Source organism: Paenibacillus sp. T2-29 (assembly GCF_052921365.1).
Genome location: NZ_JBREVE010000001.1, coordinates 18,263 through 35,861, shown reverse-complemented (window position 1 = coordinate 35,861; position 17,599 = coordinate 18,263). Strand labels below are relative to the sequence as shown.

23 protein-coding genes and 1 pseudogene are annotated in these 17,599 nt (G+C 33.9%); all 24 read left to right on the top strand.

Annotation, left to right across the window (positions count from 1 at the left end; translation table 11 throughout):
* On the top strand, positions 1 to 282 hold the full coding sequence (locus ACU1JV_RS00250; protein WP_413986340.1) for a hypothetical protein: 282 nt from the start codon (positions 1 to 3) through the stop codon (positions 280 to 282).
* Positions 283 to 312: 30 nt separating this feature from the next.
* Positions 313 to 567 carry a hypothetical protein gene (locus ACU1JV_RS00245; protein ID WP_413986339.1) on the top strand — a complete coding sequence of 85 codons (255 nt, stop codon included), beginning with the start codon at positions 313 to 315 and terminating at the stop codon, positions 565 to 567.
* 29 nt (positions 568 to 596) lie between these two features.
* Positions 597 to 845: a hypothetical protein gene (locus ACU1JV_RS00240; RefSeq protein ID WP_413986338.1), complete on the top strand. Its 249-nt coding sequence runs from the start codon at positions 597 to 599 to the stop codon at positions 843 to 845.
* Positions 842 to 1,015, top strand: a complete 174-nt coding sequence (locus ACU1JV_RS00235) for a hypothetical protein (RefSeq protein ID WP_413986337.1) — start codon at positions 842 to 844, stop codon at positions 1,013 to 1,015. The genes ACU1JV_RS00240 and ACU1JV_RS00235 overlap by 4 nt, the downstream gene beginning before the upstream one ends.
* Positions 1,016 to 1,023: 8 nt before the next feature.
* Complete coding sequence (locus tag ACU1JV_RS00230; protein WP_413986336.1) at positions 1,024 to 1,389, top strand: hypothetical protein; 366 nt, start codon at positions 1,024 to 1,026, stop codon at positions 1,387 to 1,389.
* A gap of 259 nt (positions 1,390 to 1,648) precedes the next feature.
* Entirely contained in the window at positions 1,649 to 2,239 is a 591-nt protein-coding gene (locus ACU1JV_RS00225) for a hypothetical protein (RefSeq protein WP_190297262.1), read from the top strand.
* 58 nt (positions 2,240 to 2,297) lie between these two features.
* Complete coding sequence (locus tag ACU1JV_RS00220; RefSeq protein WP_413986335.1) at positions 2,298 to 3,416, top strand: hypothetical protein; 1,119 nt, start codon at positions 2,298 to 2,300, stop codon at positions 3,414 to 3,416.
* A 29-nt stretch (positions 3,417 to 3,445) separates the two neighbouring features.
* On the top strand, positions 3,446 to 4,192 hold the full coding sequence (locus tag ACU1JV_RS00215) for a hypothetical protein (protein ID WP_413986334.1): 747 nt from the start codon (positions 3,446 to 3,448) through the stop codon (positions 4,190 to 4,192).
* A gap of 210 nt (positions 4,193 to 4,402) precedes the next feature.
* On the top strand, positions 4,403 to 5,170 hold the full coding sequence (locus ACU1JV_RS00210) for a metallophosphoesterase family protein (RefSeq protein WP_413987575.1): 768 nt from the start codon (positions 4,403 to 4,405) through the stop codon (positions 5,168 to 5,170).
* Positions 5,163 to 5,819: a sigma-70 family RNA polymerase sigma factor gene (locus ACU1JV_RS00205; protein ID WP_413986333.1), complete on the top strand. Its 657-nt coding sequence runs from the start codon at positions 5,163 to 5,165 to the stop codon at positions 5,817 to 5,819. Before ACU1JV_RS00210 ends, ACU1JV_RS00205 begins: the two co-directional genes overlap by 8 nt.
* A 222-nt stretch (positions 5,820 to 6,041) precedes the next feature.
* Complete coding sequence (locus ACU1JV_RS00200; protein WP_413986332.1) at positions 6,042 to 6,314, top strand: hypothetical protein; 273 nt, start codon at positions 6,042 to 6,044, stop codon at positions 6,312 to 6,314.
* A gap of 175 nt (positions 6,315 to 6,489) precedes the next feature.
* Positions 6,490 to 6,687, top strand: coding sequence for a hypothetical protein (locus ACU1JV_RS00195; protein ID WP_029517904.1), 198 nt, complete (start codon positions 6,490 to 6,492; stop codon positions 6,685 to 6,687).
* Positions 6,688 to 6,721: 34 nt separating this feature from the next.
* Positions 6,722 to 7,006 carry a hypothetical protein gene (locus tag ACU1JV_RS00190; protein ID WP_029517903.1) on the top strand — a complete coding sequence of 95 codons (285 nt, stop codon included), beginning with the start codon at positions 6,722 to 6,724 and terminating at the stop codon, positions 7,004 to 7,006.
* Between the two features lie 200 nt (positions 7,007 to 7,206).
* Positions 7,207 to 7,668: an IDEAL domain-containing protein gene (locus tag ACU1JV_RS00185; protein WP_413986331.1), complete on the top strand. Its 462-nt coding sequence runs from the start codon at positions 7,207 to 7,209 to the stop codon at positions 7,666 to 7,668.
* A gap of 32 nt (positions 7,669 to 7,700) precedes the next feature.
* Complete coding sequence (locus ACU1JV_RS00180; RefSeq protein ID WP_446724428.1) at positions 7,701 to 7,928, top strand: hypothetical protein; 228 nt, start codon at positions 7,701 to 7,703, stop codon at positions 7,926 to 7,928.
* A 430-nt stretch (positions 7,929 to 8,358) separates the two neighbouring features.
* Entirely contained in the window at positions 8,359 to 9,303 is a 945-nt protein-coding gene (locus ACU1JV_RS00175; protein WP_413986329.1) for a ParM/StbA family protein, read from the top strand.
* Positions 9,294 to 9,596 (top strand): hypothetical protein, encoded by a 303-nt coding sequence (locus tag ACU1JV_RS00170; RefSeq protein WP_413986328.1) that lies wholly within the window; start codon positions 9,294 to 9,296, stop codon positions 9,594 to 9,596. The genes ACU1JV_RS00175 and ACU1JV_RS00170 overlap by 10 nt, the downstream gene beginning before the upstream one ends.
* Before the next feature lie 158 nt (positions 9,597 to 9,754).
* Positions 9,755 to 10,711, top strand: coding sequence for an AAA family ATPase (locus ACU1JV_RS00165; protein WP_413986327.1), 957 nt, complete (start codon positions 9,755 to 9,757; stop codon positions 10,709 to 10,711).
* A 174-nt stretch (positions 10,712 to 10,885) separates the two neighbouring features.
* Positions 10,886 to 14,833: a PHP domain-containing protein gene (locus ACU1JV_RS00160; protein ID WP_413986326.1), complete on the top strand. Its 3,948-nt coding sequence runs from the start codon at positions 10,886 to 10,888 to the stop codon at positions 14,831 to 14,833.
* A 17-nt stretch (positions 14,834 to 14,850) separates the two neighbouring features.
* Positions 14,851 to 14,985 carry a hypothetical protein gene (locus ACU1JV_RS00155; protein ID WP_413986325.1) on the top strand — a complete coding sequence of 45 codons (135 nt, stop codon included), beginning with the start codon at positions 14,851 to 14,853 and terminating at the stop codon, positions 14,983 to 14,985.
* A 170-nt stretch (positions 14,986 to 15,155) separates the two neighbouring features.
* The gene (locus ACU1JV_RS00150) at positions 15,156 to 15,371 is read left to right on the top strand and encodes a hypothetical protein (RefSeq protein ID WP_413986324.1); all 216 of its coding nucleotides are present in this window, start codon (positions 15,156 to 15,158) and stop codon (positions 15,369 to 15,371) included.
* Entirely contained in the window at positions 15,368 to 15,916 is a 549-nt protein-coding gene (locus ACU1JV_RS00145) for a hypothetical protein (protein ID WP_413986323.1), read from the top strand. Before ACU1JV_RS00150 ends, ACU1JV_RS00145 begins: the two co-directional genes overlap by 4 nt.
* 83 nt (positions 15,917 to 15,999) lie before the next feature.
* A complete protein-coding gene (locus ACU1JV_RS00140; protein WP_446724427.1) occupies positions 16,000 to 16,152 on the top strand; it encodes a hypothetical protein in 153 nt (50 codons plus the stop codon).
* Between the two features lie 45 nt (positions 16,153 to 16,197).
* Positions 16,198 to 17,343 (top strand): annotated as a pseudogene (locus ACU1JV_RS00135) (recombinase family protein); the annotation flags it as partial.
* Between the last annotated feature and the right edge of the window lie 256 nt (positions 17,344 to 17,599).

Sequence of the window (17,599 nt, the reverse complement as noted above, 5' to 3'; positions counted from 1 at the left end):
ATGAGAAAAGTCATTTTTGGAGCTAATAAAGAAATGGTTGGAATGTATGTAGATCAAGTGTTAGAGAAATATGATGACAGTTTAATGGTCTTGGCTCCACCTTCAGGAACGATCAACACTTATGCGCCATCTAAGAAAGGAAAAAACAAAGGGTACTATCGAGTTAAACTTGAAGTTTGGATTCCTGAAGATGCAATTAAGGGAGAAGACGCATTAAATGATTTTGGTGCATCTGTATTAATGAGACTGCCTAAAGATAGAGTCGCAGACCATTTGAAGTAAACTATGCAAAACAAATAAGGAGATGATTCAATGAAAAGTAGTGTGGATTGTGAACTGATTAGTGTTTCACTTAGTAGTGAAAATTATTTTGGCAAAGATGATGAACTTAATGGAAGTGCAAAAATTAAAGTTGATATCTCGATGGGGAAATTATTTGGAAAAACATTGGAGTGTTCAGAAACAGAATATATCAGTCTGTCAATGTTCTCTAAAGGAACTCAACAAAAAGCAATAGAATTGTTTGAACAAATTAAAATAGAAATTAAGAACGAGATAAAAATCTAATTTTATTAAAATGAGGGAGGCACAGTATTATGAACGAATTAGAATTATTACTGTTGAAAATGTGGGAAGATTGCGGCATTGAACAAATTTGTAAATATAAAAATCGGATCAAAGCATTTCGGGAGTCTTTACCCAATAGAGAGTTGTTTTATGACTTAACCTATCAACTTTTTAAAGATGTTGAAGACATAGCGGATTATGATCATTCAAGTCCTGAAGAATATAAGGTAGAGGTCCAAAGCTTGATCAAAAGTAGAAAGGAGTTTGTAAAGCAATGAGTTACTTAGAAGTTACTATGCGTGGATTGTCTAATATGCTCTACAACATCTCGCAAAACCCAAGTAAAGAGAACTGCAATGTCATGTTGGACAGCATTAAGCGAACACTTGCTGACTACAATGAAGCGGGTGGGAATATCAACATTAAAGATTTTAGGGAGAAGGAGTAATCAATCAAATGTTTAAAAAAGAAGAAGTGGAATTTTATTTGAATTTACATGATGAGATTACAAATAAAATATATGACATCATTTGTTTACATGGAACAATCGAAAACAAGTATTACGAAGTCAATGAAATACAATATAAAAATAATACCATTATAGTGGATGTTGAATATTATAAATATGGAGATCTTGAATTAGATAGTATACATATCGATCCGCGAATGCTGTACGACGATGAATTGTTTAATGAACTCAAGAATGAGTCTGAGCAAGTGGAGAATGAGCGATCAAATCAAATTAAAACTAAAGAGCAGCAGAGAATAAAAGAAGAATTGGAAAAGGCGCGTCAGTTAATTGCTAAGTATGAACATCAATAAGATAAAAGTCTAGTTTGATCAAGAAAGGGGACGATTAGTGTAGTGGCGATTCTCATTAGGGGCAGTCTTGAAAGATGCGATTCATGTCACAAATCTAAAAATGTCAACGTCATTTATGCTGGAAGTGTTCAGTCAGGGATGAATCAGATGGTTTTATGTGACAACTGTGTTACCACTCTAATAAATATTATTCGATAAATTACCTGTTTTACAAAAAGTAAGATTGCGAAATGTCCAAAGTTAGGAAGGGGAGAATTATATGAATGAAGTCGAAGCGTTACTCAATAAGTGGGTAGATGAATTATTTAAAGGCGAGACGAAACTAAAAAAAGTTACCATCGATGAAGACGGCGATGTTCATCTTTCATTGATTAGCAATTGCTCACCCAAAGAATTTAATGTAATCACTAAGTTTAGTTATCCACCGGGCAACGTTATAGAAGAACTAGAAAAGTATTTTTATAGTGAATTCAGAGATTATGTTGAAGATATACAGAAGAAATTGAATAAAGAGTTTGCTGATGAATTTTATGAGTATGAAGCTGACAAACCAAGTATTGATGACATTGCCTATACTATGGGATATGAAATTGATGATGATGGACATTGGAAAGAATGTCAGAGCAGTAGTGTTGACTATCATTGGGATTTTGATGAATATCCGTATTTTGAATACGAAGAAATTGACGATGAAAGAGTATATGAGTATGAACATTATTTATTCTTTAAAATAGAAAGAGAGATTAGCGCAGAAGAATATAGGGAAAAATTTAAATATCGAGAAGAAGAGTATGACCCTAATAATCCATTTTCAATTGATTGGAAAGGTTTAAGTTGGATACTAGAATAGTTCGATGTTGAAATAGCCATTAAATATGGTAAACAAAAATATGAAAGGAAGATAGGAATTGAGTAAATATGAACTAAGTTTATCAAAAGACTATGTGCCTAGTTGGACGGTAGTCGATGCTGTACGTGAATTGTTTCAAAATGCACTCGATCAACAAACAACATCAGATGATAATAAAATGTTCTTCGAATACGACAACGAAACTCAAAAGCTATGCATTGGCAACAAGTCATCTGTTTTAAACGTGAAAACTCTTCTGCTTGGTTCATCAACCAAACGTGATGATCCAAATACAATTGGTCAATTCGGAGAAGGGTATAAAATTGCTACATTGGTATTGACACGACTAAATAAAACTGTAACGTTTTATAACTATGGAGCAAGCGAAGTTTGGAAGCCAAGATTTGTTAATAGTCGTCGTTATGGCGAAGAGATTTTAACTTTTTTCGTCGATAAGAAATATCCTTGGGACAAAGCGCCTGATAACAATCTGACTATCGTCATTGAGAATATCACTAATCAAGAGTATCAAGATATTGTTGAGTCTAATCTTTATTTGCAAGACGTTGGAAAAATAATTGGAAGCAGCTTTGGACGAATACTCGAAGAAGAAAGATATAAAGGTAAAGTGTTTGTTAATGGATTGTTTGTATGTAACTACAGTGAGTATACACAAGGATATGATTTCAAGCCTGAGTACATAAAGATTGATAGAGATAGAAAATTAGCAGATTCATTTGAATTGAAATGGCTATCTTCTAGGATGTTAAGTGGTGTTAACTCCAATAAGACTGTGGACATGATTAAAAATGGATCTCCAGATGTTCAGTTTATTACAAGCGCCTTTTCAACAAACGTAAACAATAAACTTAGAGAAATTGTAGATAATGTATATGACGATTTTATTAGTGAACATGGCGAAAATGCTATTCCTGTTTCTAATCAAGAGGAATATACGGAAGTGTCTAAATCAGTTAAATATAGACCAGTTTATGTATCGGGATCATATGCAATTGCCATTAAAACAAGCCACAAATATAAAGAACCTATTCTCGAATCTGAAAAGAAAAAATCAATAAATAAAAGACTCATTACATGGTTGGACAGTCACAAACAGAGTTTGTCTAAAAAAGCGATTAAACAGTTAGAAGAGATTATAGATGATGTCGTTGAATAAAACTAATTCACTAAAAGGGAGACAATAATGTGACAATTGAACAAAGTACAAAAGATGTAATTGCCTCAAAACTTCAGGATGGAACAGTTGAAAAACTTGTTGAACGTAATTTTGAGAAAAGTGTTGATGCTGCTCTTGGTGATTTATTTAGTTCGTATGGTGATATCACTAAAATTATAAAGGATAAATTGAAATCAATATTGGTTCCTTACATTGAAAACTATAATTACTCAGACTACATTATTAAACTAGATGATGTGCTGGTGGAGGTATTGAAACATTCTTCATTTGATAACAAAACAATTCTTGAAAATTTTAAAGACTTAATGACACCAGAGGAAAAATTAAAAACAATCACAGTTTCTGAATTATTTGAACGATGGACTAAGTATGTGGCAGAAAATGTGAGTACGGACGACCTTGAGGTAATTACAGATGATGGAGTATATTATCAAAATACTGATGTTAAATTTGAAGTTGATTTTTGCGAAGGAAAAAGTTGGGATAGCTATGAATATGGCACTATATATTTTGAGTGTGAACAAGACGAAGATGTAAACTTCTCCATTGGTCTCAAGCGATGGAAAGAACGTTCGGGTAAAGGTTGGGACATTCAGTATGACAAGACACCCGAACTCAGATCACTAAAAATTCTAAATGAATTTGAATTACTGATAATGAAACTAGCTCAGAATTACACAGAAATTATTATTGATGAAGAATTTGGAGAAGATGAAGTTCGTCCTAAAGCAGAACCAGAAGCAACATTTAGTTAATACATAATACAGTAAAACACTTGTTTTATAAAAAGGAGAGTAAATTTTGAAATGGTTGATTTGGTCAATTAAGTCTTGGTCATGTGAGCACGAATGGATATATGATGAGAGCATTTTTAAAACATACCATCCAGACTATAATTTCACAACATCCAAGACTAGAGTTTCAGCAACATGCACTAAATGTGGTTGGCATCGTAAATATGATAAATTCTAAATACATTAAAAAGAGGGGAAATACATATCAGAACATTAGCGGTTAGTGATCCGCATGGATGTAATGACGAATTTAATTCATTATTGAAAAAAGTAAAGTACAATCCTTCTCAGGATAAGCTCATTCTACTTGGCGATTATGTTGATCGAGGACAGAAGAGTAGACAGATGGTTGAGCAAGTAATGCAACTTAGTAATGAATGGGGCGTAATTGCTCTTAAGGGGAATCATGATGATATGTTTGTGGCTGCCATAAACAATGATAGTGAGGAGTTAGATGCCCAATGGCTTAATAATGGTGGATTTCAAACTGTAGAAAGTTATTGTGGAATTAGCTTTTTTGAAGAAGGATTTGAATGGGAACAATACATAAAAGCAAAAAAGTTTATTAGGAAGCATTATCAGCATCACATTGATTTCTTAGAGATGCTGCCTTTGTATCATGAAACAGATAAATACATATTCGTACACGCTGGAGTTAACCCTTTTTATGAAGACTGGCGAAATCAACCTGAGAGTGACTTCATTTGGATTAGAGATATATTCTTTAACAATAAGACTGGATTAGACAAGACGGTTGTTTTTGGTCATACGCCTTGTATTCATCTACACGATTCAGAAGATATTTGGTTTGATCCAAAAGGTGATAAGATTGGAATTGATGGAGCTTGTGCGTATGGATTACAATTGAACTTGCTTGAAATCACCGAAGAAGGGACATGCATAGAACATTGTGTGCGTAGAGGCGAAATACATGGTTAACAAGACCTTAGATTATACAAGAGATCCTAGCTTGAACAATGAAGAGATAATTAAAGAGGCAAAGCTAACAAATAACAAAGAACTAAGGGATAAGATTATAAATAATAATATTCCTTTTGTTAAAAGCCTAGCTGACCGCTGGTTTAAACGTGGAGTCCCAGAAGAGTTTGATGATCTAGTGGGTATGGGAATGATAGCACTAATGAAGGCTTATAATACATATGACACGAACAAGAATATTAAATTTACTTCATATCTTGGAAAAGTGGTATGGAAAGAATTTATGGCACATTTCAGATATAAAAGCATGAAATGTCGAAGCAAGTACTCCAGTATTAGTTTCAATGAAACCCTTCATAAATCAAAAGGCACAGATGAAGAAAAACTGCTTGCTGAAGTTATTTCAAATGACAGTCACCTAGATTTTCTGACAGTTGAGGATGAAATGTTCAATACACATTTAGTTGAACAAATGGATACATTGTTGGCGAAGAAGGAGAGAATCGTTGCTGACAAGTACTTTTTTGAAGGGAAAAGCATATCGGAAATAGGAGTCGAACTTGGCGTGTCACGTCAGGCAGCGCATCAAGCTTTCCAGAGAACGATAAAACGACTGAAACCAATCTATAATAATTGGGAAGTGGTTTAATCTGAACAGAAAACAACTTTTAACCTTCACTATTAACTTATTAACTATAATGACTGCTTGCTGTCTAGTAGGTGCAATTTTTGGTCTGATTTATCCCCAAACTACAACCCCTTGGTTTTGGTTTGGATTCTCTGGAGTTTGTTTATTAGGTGTTGTTTTAGATTATTTAGACTATCGAAAATTGAAGTAAAACTCATATTTTATAAGGGAAGAGGTATTTAGATGAGTCTTCAGAAAGAAGTTCATTATTATGATTATGGTAACAAGAAATATAAAATCATCCATAAGAATAAAACAACATATTGGGAAAGAGCTGGAGCTATTGTTGAGTTTAACGTAAATATAAAAATGAAAGTTTTTTGGATATTCTACAGAACAGTTTTTAATAAGGATTACCTTTTTCCAAATTTATCTGACAATAGGGTCGAACTTGCCAAATCTGAGTATTTTTACGGAGGATGTAAAGATGAAAACAACACTCAATTTACTAACTGATAGCTACAACTCATATTCAACAGAAACAATTGATTTTGAATCTTACAGTGATTCTTCGGAAGTGAAAATAAGGTTGGGAGACAGAGTGGTTGGTCTTGATAAGCAAGAACTATTAAAGTCAGTTGAAGCACTATGTAAGTAAAAGATGCATTTTACGAAGATTGGAGAGAGAAACATGGAAGGTAGTGTATTGGGCGACTTGTTTGATGAATTAGATAAAAAACTGTGTATATTAGCAGCAACGGATTCTGCTATAGAATATTCTCCACACATGAAGGAAGCGTTTGGAGATACTATTAGAGTATTAAATGAGATTAAAATGTATCTAGGCGGCAATTCTAAAAAAGTTGAAAGTTATTTTGAACCACAATAAAAGGCGACTTTGATCAAGAAAGGGTGTAGGTAAAGTGTTAGACAGGAAACATAACGAAGATTGGTATGAGATCGAAGATTGGTATGAGAAGAGCAAATCTATGCCTATGCCGAAGAAAGGCTTCTTATTAACTTTTAATTTAATCAATGGTAATTCAATTAGAGTAAAAACGTTTGATAAGGATGTTTTTGAGATAATAACTCATCAGTTGAGTAGTTCTTCTAAATATCATTTCCCAAAAACAGATATCAATGAAGAATTAATAATTTATGTTGATCACGTATTGTGGGCAGACATAGCGGAGATTGAAGCTAACTAAAGTAAGTGGAGAACTAATAGGGGTGAGTAAGCATAGAACTAAATAAGTACATGGAGATCATGAACAACAAAAAAGACTCAAAACAAATAACAGATGAACAATATGCAAAATACATAAGCAAGTTATGGCAATGGCAAATAAATAGCGGTACAGAATATTATCAATCGGAGGATGATCATTTTTGATGGTCTATAATACATATGAAATTTTTAAATCAAGATGATATTTTTCAAATTTTAAAAAAGTCTCTCAAAAAACACTATGGCTATTTCACTAGTGAACCCATAATAGAAATCGATGTCGATGTAATGGCAAGTAATTACGATTTTATTATAAGAAGGTTGGATCTTAGTGGAAGGATTCTTTCTTTTAAGTACAAAGAAGAAATATTAAAACGGAGACTTACACTGAATGAGATTAAAGGAATGTTGGAATTAGAACTTGGTGGAAAAGTAGACGTAGCTGCATACATAAATGAGATCGAACAAATTGAAGAAAATGTGAATAGTTATAACAACAACATTGTTTTAGTGGCTACTGTTATTCAAGAGGTGCCTGAACTAGACAAGGAATCTATTATGTGTTTGATTGATATGGCTATTGCTATGAATGATAAAGAATGGTTTATTGAGTTATCAAATACATATAAACAATTACGGTAAAACATGAATTTGATTAGGAAAGAAGATTGTGTATGATGAACTTTAAAAATGGTCAATGGACATTTAATGATAATGAGCATTGGGATGAGGGAATCGAAGAGTATTTTGATACTAGAACTGAAGCAATTGAAGCAGGGAAAAAGCACTTTGATTTCAAAAATTATTATGGAGATGAAGATAAAACTGGATTCTACGATTTCTATATTGGTCAAACATTTGAAGTATTAAATGATATTCGTATTAATTCAGAAAGGTTTTAGATGATATCTCTACATTCCTCTATAATCGGGTGAGCGATTCAGCGATAGATTATCTTAACGATGTGAAACCAGAAGACAGAAAAGTTTTAGATTTGCGGCTAACTCAAGTTGTTCATGAATGGATAAAAGAGTTTGGATATGAACCTAAGTTCTTCAAAATCGGAAATATTGAAAAGATCGAGATGAATTAGTAATATGTCCGATGAATCAAAATAGCTCTTTCAAAAAAGTCAATGTTTATAAGGGTTTTATGAATCAATTATCTACGTAAAATCCTGATTTTATATAAATAAATATAATCATATTTACAATAATAATACGATATGGTATAATCAATTTAGAGTTTGAGGCTACAAGTGTACACGGGTGTAACCAATTGTTCCTAATTGGTCTCTTGTATACACAGAACTTCTAAGGAGGTTGTACCATTTTGCTTAAAACCGTGAGTTTTGATCTTGGATTTAGTTGGACAAAAGCAGAGGGAGGTGGAATCGTCTACAGACAGCCATCTATTATAGGTGAGGCTAAGGATATGTTCGATCAAAACATTATGCCCGATCACTTTATATATAATGATGAGATGTTTGTTGGGAATTTAGCTTTAAACTATAGCGATATAAAATACTTCTCACTTAATGACAATAAGGCTGAAGCTAATACAAGTGATATAATTATGAAAACTACACTAGGTTATTTGGCTCGAAAGAACAAATTTGATCTAGTATCAGGGTTACCTATTAAATTTTATTTTGATCAGAAAGAAGCTTTCGAAGAAAAACTTTTGGGATTGGCTGATCAGGGAGAATATAGGATTAAAAAAGGTCGAGGTAAGAGTTACTTAGTTCAACCCGTAGTTGAAAGATGTAAACTCGTTCCACAAGGCTTTGGGATTGTAATGGACTATCTATTAAATGAAAATGGAAAAATCATTCGGCTTAAAGCAGCAAAACAAAAAATACTAACTATTGATTTAGGCTTTTATACTCTGAATCTATTAGGTCTAGATAATTATAAGATAATGAAAGAGTCTAAAAGTGTTATTGTAGGTGTAGAAAAGGCATATAAGTTATTACAAACTTACATACACAAAATGACAGGCAGCTCTCCAGAACTATATGAATTAGATCCCTGTGTCATTTCAGGAAAATATAATGGGTATGATATAAGGCTGCTCATTAAACGTGCTTTTAAATCACTTGCTTTACAAATTAAAAATGAAATTGAAAGTTTAAATATGAATTTCGATATTTTTTTGATTGCTGGTGGTGCGGCACATTTAATTTTTGAATTTCTTGATCTTCCTAACAAAGTTCTTATGGATCAATTGGCCCAAGAAAGAGGATACGGGAAAATAGGTAATAAAACATGGAGATAGCAGCCAGAGCAAGACTTAGACCAATAAAAGATAAAGATCTAATTGAAGCGTGGAATAATATCCCTCCACATAAAGATAAATCCGATGTGGTCAGAGAGGCATTGAGGCTATTGTTTTTTGGTAAAACAAGTCCTTCATACGTTGCACGAGATAATTTTTGGACAGATCAAGAAAAGTCAACTTCTTCTTCAGAAGCCTACACCATGAAAGAAAACGAAGAGGATGTAAAAGATTTAGGAATATTCGAACAAGACCATGAGGAAAAATTGTCTGATTTATTAAATTCATTTTAAAAGTGGGCTTTGTCCCACAATACATATACAAGGAGCATTGAATTTGGAGTAAAAATAATCGCTGGATTGATTTTTGATTAAAAAAAGCAAATCAAAAAAGTAATTGCATGTTGTAATCCCTCAGTGGCATATAATGTCTCAGCGAGGTGATTACTGCGATGGAGAATTCTAGACAAATTACTGTCAACGAATCTAGAATTAACATTACTTTTAAAAACCAACAAGAAGTACTTAACACAGAACAGAGCGAAAAAGCAACATTGACCAATAATCACTTTGAACCCGTATCAGATATTCTCCAAGGTATGAATGAAATGATCGGGCTAGAAAAGGTAAAAGATCTTATTTATGAGATATATGCTTTGATACAGGTGAATAAATTTCGCAACGAAGAAGGCCTAAAAAGCGGCAATCAAGTTTACCACATGATTTTCAAGGGAAACCCCGGCACAGGAAAGACAACTGTAGCACGTATTATATCTAGATTATTAAATAGGATGGGAATACTCAGCAAGGGTCATCTGATCGAAGTCGAACGTGCAGATTTAGTTGGTGAATACATTGGACATACCGCACAAAAAACACGAGATTTAGTTAAAAAAGCAATGGGGGGCATATTGTTTATCGACGAAGCGTATAGTCTAGCCCGTGGTGGAGAAAAAGACTTTGGTAAGGAAGCCATTGATTGTCTTGTGAAAGTAATGGAGGATAGAAGCGATGACCTTATAATTATCCTCGCTGGATATCCAATTGAAATGGAGATGTTTCTTCAAACAAATACGGGTCTACCATCTCGCTTTCCAATTCAGTTGTACTTTCAGGATTATACAGTGGATGAACTGATGTTAATTGCTGTTAAGATGGCGGTAGAAAAAGACTACAATATTACTGGTGATGCAATGGCTAAACTAAGAGAGATTATTCAAAACGAGGTTGAAACTAAAGCTAATTTCAGTAATGCACGCTATGTTCGTAACGTGATTGAAAAAGCGATTCGGCACCAAGCTGTCAGACTTATGAATAAACCCAGTAAGATTAACAAACAAAACTTGATGGATATCATTCCAAGAGACATAACAACGTCTAATAAGAATGAAAGTAGTATATCTCTATAGTCTTTTCCATCGCTTCATGAAGAGTAAAGCTAAATTTCAACATGAAGCGACTATGGAAGGAGGTGAAGAGAGTGAAAAAGTATCGTGATGAACACTACAATCACGAGATAGTTAATTGAAATGATGATGAAATTAATATTTGAATAGAAACGAATTTGGAGGTGCTTCACACAGTTGTGTAATCAGTGCAATTCAATACTACTTCATAATCACAGCGACAGAGGTTCTAATCTAAAACTTAGAGATACTACCAATAGAGTTGAGGAATTAATTCAAACTGTTAACGATATGGGCCACAGAGGAGTTGCTTTTACAGAACACGAATCAGTTTCATCTCATGTTAAGGCACTCCAAGCAACTGAGAAGTTAAAAGAAAAAGGCAAGATAGATAAAGATTTCAAATTAATACTCGGTAACGAAATTTACCTTGTGGAGAGTCTAGAAGAGGTTAGAGACAATTATAAATCTGGCGGTTTAACTAAGTTTCCTCATTTTATTCTATTGGCTAAAGACGAAATAGGTCACGAACAGATTAGATATATGAGTTCAGTGGCTTGGAGTCAATCATACTTCACTGGTCCAATGTTGCGTACACCGACCGTAAAGGATTTTTTAAAGTTAGTAGTAGAGAAAAATCCCGGTCACTTGATTGCATCGAGTGCGTGTCTTGGCTCACCCCACTGTCTCGGACTTCTTGAGATGAAACAGCACATTGAAAAAAATGATCAGGTTAAAGCAGAAGAAAGTTACAATAAGGTCTGTGAATTTACAGAATGGTGTATCAATGTGTTTGGTAAAGATGACTTCTATCTAGAGCTCCAACCAGCCTATAGTGAAGAGCAAATTTACTGTAATAAAGAATTATTAAAGCTAGCTGAAAAGTTTGGTCTCAAATACATAGTTACAACTGACAGTCACTACTTACGTCCAGAAGATCGCATCGTCCATAAAGCATTTCTCAACTCCAAAGAAGGGGAAAGAGAGGTTGATGCTTTTTATGAGGCCACATTTGTTCAGAATCATGAAGAAATCAATGAGCGATTAAGTTACTTGAGTCACGATATCGTTAAGAAAGCTTTAGACAATACAATGGAAATAGGCAACAAGATCAAAGAATATACAATCATAAAACCAACAGTTATACCCAAAATAGAAATACCTGACTTTGAACTACGGGGTTTGTTTAGATCGATCTACAGCAAATATGAATTTATCAATAAAATGGCCCATGCTCCAAACCCCCAAGACAAATTTATAGTTAAACTAATTGAAGATGGGTTTTATGAACATTTGCCCTACAATACATATAGCAAGACCAAGTTACATGAAGTAGCAAATAGGATTGATACTGAACTTGGAGAGCTTTGGAGAATTTCAGAAAATCTAAATCAGTCTGTTGCAAGTTATTACATTACGGTACGAGAAATTGTTAATGTAATTTGGGATGATGAATGCGGAAATAGCCTTGTTGGGCCTGCTCGTGGATCTGCTGCTGGATACTTGATTTGTTTCTTGTTGGGAATTACCCAAATTAATCCTCTTGAATATGGTATTGAGATGCCCCACTGGCGACATCTGACTTCAGAGCGTCCAGAATTCCCGGATATCGATATAGATACAGAAGCAGCAAAGCGAAATCAGATTTTTAGAGAACTTAAGAAATATTTTGGTGATGATCGAGTATTGCAGGTATGTACCTTTGGAACCGAGGCATCTAAATCAGCCGTTCAAACTGCCGCAAGAGGTTTGGGAATCGATAATGATACAGCAATGTATGTTTCTGGACTTATCCCATTTGAACGTGGAAGTAGTTGGACTTTAAATGAATGCGTCAATGGAGACGAAGAGAAAGAAAGAAAGCCAGTAACTGAATTTATTACTCAAATTAATAAACATGAAAATTGGCTTAAAGTCTCAATGAAAATTGAGGGTCTTATCAATAAACGTAGTATTCATGCGAGTGGTGTAATTGTATTTAATGAAGAATTCTATAAGACTAATGCAATGATGACTGCACCAAATGGAACACATGTTACTCAGTTCAGTCTTGAGGATTGCGAAGCAGTATCTAATATGAAATTTGATCTTTTGACAATTGAGGGTCTTGATAAAATTAGGGTTTCACTGGATAAGTTGCTTGAGAACAATCTAATGGAATGGCAAGGGAACTTAAGATCTACTTATAATAAATATCTACATCCAACAAACATTGATATTAAGAGTCCAAAAGTGTATGAGTTAATTGGTCAAGACAGTATTACCGACTTATTTCAGTTTTCTACAGAGATAGGAATTCAGACAGTTAAAAGAACAAAACCTTCAAATTTAATTGAGTTAGCTTCAGCCAATTCTCTTATGAGACTTATGGGCGGTGGTCATGGCAAAGAAACTCCGATTGACAGTTTTATTCGTTTTAAAAACAACATAAGTGAGTGGTATGACGAGCTCCGTAAACACTGTTTGAACGATGATGAAATTAAAATAATGGAAAGTCATCTACTTAAGTTAAATGGTGTTGCTGACACACAGGAATCCATCATGCTGCTCTCTATGGATAAGCGTGTGGCAGGGTTTACAATTAAGGACGCAAACAAACTGAGAAAAGTAATTGCAAAGAAGAAAGCAGATGAAATTGAAGATATTAAAAATACCTTCTATAGGAAGGGTGCCGAACTTGGAAATCGCAAAGAAATAATTGACTATGTATGGAATGTTCAGATAGTAAGACAGCTTGGATATTCTTTCTCAGTACTCCATACACTTGCATATTCAATAATTGCTCTACAAGAAGCCAATCTTAATATTAACTATGATCCTATCTATTGGAGAACTGCTTGTCTAACAGTAAACTCAGCTTCGATTGATGATGATAGTGATGAAGAAGAAAAACACAAGGCACAGTCCACCAACTACGGTAAGATTGCAGCAGCAATAGGTAATATGCAGAGTCGTGGTGTATTGATCGGTTTGCCAAGTATCAACAAAGCAGGTTTTGGATTTGAACCCGATATCCAGAACAATCAGATTATTTTCGGACTGAAGGGAATCAATGGAATAGGCGACGATGTTGTTCAGAACATTATTAAAAACCGTCCATACAAGAGCTTCAATGATTTCTTAGTCAGAATGCATGATTCATCAATAATCAAAAAGTCACAAGTATTGCAGCTTGTTAAAGCGGGATGTTTCGAAGAGTTTGGAAAGCGAAATAAAATTATGACTGAATTTATTACCAAGTTATATGTACCAAAAACGAAACTGAATCTTCAGAATCTAAATGCAGTTATTGAGAGCAAGATCATTCCAAATGAAATGAGCAAGTATGTTAAATTATTCAACTTTAGAAAGTATGTTATGAAACACATTCATAAAAAAGATGGTAAAGATAAACTGTATGCGCTAGATAAAACTTCGACTCCATTTTATTATGAACACTTTTCTGGGGAAGGTATCGTTGACTATCAGAAGAACTTTCCGATTATTAGAGAGTCGACTTTCAAAAAAGAATATGACAAGAAGATGGATGGCATTAAAGAGTGGCTTTCTACTCAAGAGGTCTTGGAGTTATTCAACACAAAGCAATATGAGAAAGAATGGAATACATATGCAGAAGGAACGATTAGTAAATGGGAAATGGATTCACTTTCATTTTATTACACAGAACATGAATTGAAAGATATCAATAAAGAAAGATATGGGATTGTTGATTATAGTAGTCTTCCAGAAGAACCCGTAGTAACAGAAATGATGCAATTTAGAAATGGCTCAAGACCTAAGTATAAATTGAGCTTAATAGCTGGAACAGTACTCGACAAAGATAAAAATAAAAATACAGTAACCGTACTTACAGTGGATGGTGTAGTAACTGTTAAATACTATGATGGAGCTTTTGCTCATTATAATAAACAGATATCAAAACCAAAGCCTGATGGATCTAAAGAAGTTGTTGAAAAAACATGGTTTGGAAGGGGTAATAAATTGGTTCTTTATGGATACAGAAGGGGTTCACAGTTCAGACCTTACAGGTATAGAGACTCACCTGTAAATCACACAACGATGTTAATCAACAAAATAGACTCAAATGGTAATTTAAAAGTAACAAGTGAGAGAGCCAAAATATAGGATAGGGGATAGCATAGATGGAAAACAACTTTAGCAAATCAAAGATTGAACAGATTATCGGACGTAAACTGACAGATGAAGAATACAAGGAAGTTGCAGGTACAGTGCTCAATCAATTGCTTAACGAAAATGACTCCAAGACAAATGGATAGATTCGATAGCAACTATCATTGTATGCACTTCCCTGACCCACAAGATAAGGAGGTGAATCAATTTTCAACTTGTGCGGGATGTAAAGAACCAATCATAAATGGAGAAGAAATACTAGTCTTATTCGATGGATTGAACGTTCATGATGACTATGAATGCCTAAAGAAAGCAAATGGAGCAAAAAGAATTATTGCAGGAGAGGAATGGTAATTTGAATTTAGTTGGTCATAATATTCAACTTGTTAAAGAATTGAAGATACATACATTAAAAAGACTTGAAATGTACAATAAATATGGATTTATAAAGGAAGATAAGTATGAGGAACTAGTAAAACTAGAAACAGATTATTTGGATGATCGATTGAAAATGATGGAGAGTTTGCTATGAGTAAGAATGAAGGCAAGCTCTTTGAGGGAGATTTTCAATCGTCTGCCGAATCAACTCAGAAGATATTTTTTACCAGAATTAAGGATACTCTTATCCCAGCGGAACTAAGAAACAGAATTAGGGTTACGAAAAATGATTACGACTGTATGATGTTTTCTGAGAAATATCTTTTTACATTGGAGCTTAAGTCCACAAAACAAAAATCGGTCAGTTTTGATGAGAGTGTAATTAAACAGCATCAGATTGACAAATTAAAAGAGGCTAGTGAGTACGACAATGTTATAAGTGGTTTTATTATAAATTTTAGAGAACCAGACAATAAGGTTTTCTTTATACATATCAAGGATTTTGTTAAGTATCAATTTATTGCTCAAAATCAGCTCAGTCACACATATAAGAGCAGAGTGAATAAAAGCAGCATACCCATAGGTATATGTGAAGAAATAGGGCTAGAAATTAATGGATTTAAAAAAAGAAGTAAGTGGCATTATTACTTAAATGATTTTGTTAAAAACGCAATAAATACATATGGTTCCAGCAAATAATTTCATGATAAAAGTAGTATTTTACAGACTGTAGACAATATTTAAAAGCCTTCTTTCAACACCAATAGAGAGGGGGGAGTAGATTGAAAAGAAGTAATATAGATAGTTTTGAAGTAGTAGTCCACGTTGTTGACGAAGAAGATGCCAAACCGATAGAAGAAATAAAGAACGAATTTTCATTGTGGCTGGAAAATACCATGAAAAAGTATTCTCATTTAGTACCAAAAGATATATAATTAATACATAAAAATAATCATAAAATAGATAATAGGAGGAACTTTATGCTCAGGACTTTAACTGGTTCAGAAAAATTTAGTAAAACTGAGCTTGAAGCCTTGGTCACTAAGATCAAGGCTCTTATTTATGCTCGTGTATCTACGGATGGTCAGGTAGACAATTACTCAATCGAATCTCAAGTTGAAAGATGTATGGATTTAGCCAAGCAAAAAGGTATTACCGAAGATGAAGTAGTGGTTCTAGTTGAAGATGGTGAAAGTGGAGACAATCCTAATCGTCCAATGATTAATTACGCTTTATTTTTGCTTGAATATGGGATTGGAGATCACGTGATTTTTTTACATCCCAATAGAATGAGTCGTTTCCTGCATTTACAAACCCAACTGTCTAATCGTATATGGGGTATGGGAAAAGACTTCTGGTTTGTGGAGTTCGAATTTGATAAATCGAGTCCCGAATCAATGTTGAACTTTAACATTCAAGGTAGTATTGCTGAATATAATAAAGCAAAAATTTTAGCAGATACCAAACGTGGAAGAATTACTAAAGTCAAAAATGGACTTATACCGGGATTAAATAGAATTTATGGGTATACTTACGACACCGAACTAGACACACTTGTTGAGAATCCAGAAGAAAAAGAAATTTATCTGAAAATGGTAGATATGCTCCTACATAAAGATTACAGCTGTTCTAGGATTGCCGAAGAGTTATCTTTACGTAATGTGTCAGCTCCTAAAAAAGACAGATGGTATCAGGTTACAATAAGCAGAATATTTAAAAACGAAACCTACACAGGAAACTTTTATTTTGGTAAATCTAAAGTAATAAGGAATGCCGATGGAACAAGGAAGCAAGTTCCACAACCAAGGGAAGAATGGAGACGTATACCTGTACCTGCTTACATTACAATGGAGACATATCATAAAATTCAAAAAAGGCTTGATTTTCTGAATAAGAACAAACCAGGAAGACCGACAGAAGATTATCTATTGCAAGGAATTTGCCGTTGTGGTCGATGTGGCGCAGCAGTATCGTCAGGGGTAACTACAAAAACTAAGAATGGACTGTTAAAATATTACGTTTGTCAACATAAGACGAAAAAATCATGGGAAGTCGGGACGGGAGAGTCCAATCCAATCTGTGAAGGACGTAATTGGAGAGTTGATTACGTAGATAAGATTGTTTGGGAGTATGTTAAAAACATAATATCTGAACCAACAGAATTTTTTGAACGTATAGTTAAACAACAAACAGAAAACTCGAACTCTGATGAATTACTTAAACAGAAAACCAAATTAGAAAAATCCTTACAAGAAAAAGAATCATCTCGTGAACGATACACTGAGATGTATGCGGCTGGAATTATTAAAACAATGAAGGACTTAGAAGATAAGGTCTCAGCGGTAGATATGCAGGTACATGACATAAAAGAGGAGTTACAAA

Bases quoted from the DNA above. Each gene is read 5' to 3' on its own strand.
- ACU1JV_RS00230 (WP_413986336.1), top strand. From the start codon at position 1,024: ATGTTTAAAAAAGAAGAAGTGGAATTTTATTTGAATTTACATGATGAG.
- ACU1JV_RS00145 (WP_413986323.1), top strand. From the start codon at position 15,368: ATGAGTAAGAATGAAGGCAAGCTCTTTGAGGGAGATTTTCAATCGTCT.
- ACU1JV_RS00250 (WP_413986340.1), top strand. From the start codon at position 1: ATGAGAAAAGTCATTTTTGGAGCTAATAAAGAAATGGTTGGAATGTAT.
- ACU1JV_RS00205 (WP_413986333.1), top strand. From the start codon at position 5,163: ATGGTTAACAAGACCTTAGATTATACAAGAGATCCTAGCTTGAACAAT.
- ACU1JV_RS00155 (WP_413986325.1), top strand. From the start codon at position 14,851: ATGGAAAACAACTTTAGCAAATCAAAGATTGAACAGATTATCGGACGT.
- ACU1JV_RS00180 (WP_446724428.1), top strand. From the start codon at position 7,701: ATGATGAACTTTAAAAATGGTCAATGGACATTTAATGATAATGAGCAT.
- ACU1JV_RS00225 (WP_190297262.1), top strand. From the start codon at position 1,649: ATGAATGAAGTCGAAGCGTTACTCAATAAGTGGGTAGATGAATTATTT.
- ACU1JV_RS00195 (WP_029517904.1), top strand. From the start codon at position 6,490: ATGGAAGGTAGTGTATTGGGCGACTTGTTTGATGAATTAGATAAAAAA.
- ACU1JV_RS00150 (WP_413986324.1), top strand. From the start codon at position 15,156: ATGGAGCAAAAAGAATTATTGCAGGAGAGGAATGGTAATTTGAATTTA.
- ACU1JV_RS00165 (WP_413986327.1), top strand. From the start codon at position 9,755: ATGGAGAATTCTAGACAAATTACTGTCAACGAATCTAGAATTAACATT.
- ACU1JV_RS00170 (WP_413986328.1), top strand. From the start codon at position 9,294: ATGGAGATAGCAGCCAGAGCAAGACTTAGACCAATAAAAGATAAAGAT.
- ACU1JV_RS00245 (WP_413986339.1), top strand. From the start codon at position 313: ATGAAAAGTAGTGTGGATTGTGAACTGATTAGTGTTTCACTTAGTAGT.
- ACU1JV_RS00200 (WP_413986332.1), top strand. From the start codon at position 6,042: ATGAGTCTTCAGAAAGAAGTTCATTATTATGATTATGGTAACAAGAAA.
- ACU1JV_RS00235 (WP_413986337.1), top strand. From the start codon at position 842: ATGAGTTACTTAGAAGTTACTATGCGTGGATTGTCTAATATGCTCTAC.
- ACU1JV_RS00240 (WP_413986338.1), top strand. From the start codon at position 597: ATGAACGAATTAGAATTATTACTGTTGAAAATGTGGGAAGATTGCGGC.
- ACU1JV_RS00185 (WP_413986331.1), top strand. From the start codon at position 7,207: ATGAAATTTTTAAATCAAGATGATATTTTTCAAATTTTAAAAAAGTCT.